The organism is Micromonospora sp. NPDC000207, assembly GCF_040300925.1.
Lineage (GTDB): Bacteria > Actinomycetota > Actinomycetes > Mycobacteriales > Micromonosporaceae > Micromonospora.
The window spans coordinates 1-1,356 of sequence record NZ_JBEPEQ010000237.1; the positions used below are offsets into that span (position 1 = coordinate 1).

A 1,356-nucleotide genomic window follows, 5' to 3' on the forward strand; every position below is an offset into this window, starting at 1 on the left:
CCGGCGAAGCCCTCCTGCCCCGGGGCACGAGGACCCGCCATAGCAGCCACCACATGAGTAGCAGCACCATCGACGTCCCGGACGAGCCGCACCTTCCCGGCCCTCGTGGGATGCGGCTCCAGACGCCGGCCATGCCGTGCCAACGCAGCCTCCAGCATCGGATCGACATCCGCGACCCCCCTATGTCGAAGATTATGCAGGAAGTTACCGAGGGGGACGGGAACGGGACAACCGCGAACCTCCACCGACTGACCATCTCGGGGCAACTTACCCTCAGGGCAGGCGTCGAGAGCAGCAGCATAAGACGAGTTAGCCCAATTGATGCGCTTCCCCTTCGGCGGAAGCTTCACCCTCGTCGGATCAGCCGGGTCCGGCTTCAAAACCAGAAAATGCCGCCTCAACGCATCCACTAAAACCTGACTGACCTCCGACCTCAAAGTTCCCACCGATCGAAGAGTGTCCAAGAAATACCCGATGGGGACGGGATTAGCGTGACCGGAAAGCTTCACCTTCTCACCCTCTTTGGGCAACTTGCCCGCAGGAAAGGTATCAAGAGCAGCAGCATAAACCGAGTGAGGCCACTCAGTGCGCTTCCTCGCCGGCGGAAGCTTCACCCTCGTCGGATCAGCCGGGTCCGGCACCAAAACCAGACCATGCCGCCCCAACGCATCCCCCAAGACCTGACCGACCTTCGCCCTCACAACACCCTTTTGTCGAAGAGTTCTTAGAAATTCGCCAATGGAAACAGGAGCGTCATAACCGGAAAGCTTCACCCTCTCACCCTCTTTGGGCAACTTGCCCGCAGGAAAGGTATCAAGAGCAGCAGCATAAACCGAGTGAGGCCACCTAGTGCGCTTCCTCGCCAGCGGAAGCTTCACCCTCGTCGGATCAGCCGGGTCCGGCTCCAAAACAAGACCACGCCGCCCCAACGCATCTACCAAAACCTGACCGACCTTCGCTCTCACAATTCCCACCGATCGAAGATCACAAAAGAATCTGCCGATGGGAACGGGGACGTCATAACCGGGAACTCTTACCGTCTGACGAGATTTGGGTAACTCACCCTCAGGAAGGGCGTCGATAGCAGCAGCATAAACCGAATGCGGCCACCTGATAAGCGTCCTCGTCGGTGGAATCCGCAATCTCATGGGGTCATCGGGGTCCCGCTCCAGAGCCTGGCCATGCCGCCCCAACGCAGCAATCAGCAGCTCCGGCTCGACGCCCGCCTCCGCTATCCCCTGGGATCGAAAAGAACTCAGGAAATCGTCGAGGGGCACAGGATCGGAGAATCCGGGAGCCTCGACCGTCTCCCCCTGTCTGGGTAGTTGACCTTCAGGAAGTGCGTCAAGGGCGGCG

At 60.0% G+C, this 1,356-nt stretch carries 1 protein-coding gene; it reads right to left on the bottom strand.

Going from position 1 to position 1,356, the window contains the following annotated elements:
* Positions 1-974 (bottom strand): hypothetical protein (locus ABT336_RS27405; protein ID WP_350900492.1); only part of this gene is annotated, 974 nt, incomplete at its 3' end.
* Between the last annotated feature and the right edge of the window lie 382 nt (positions 975-1,356).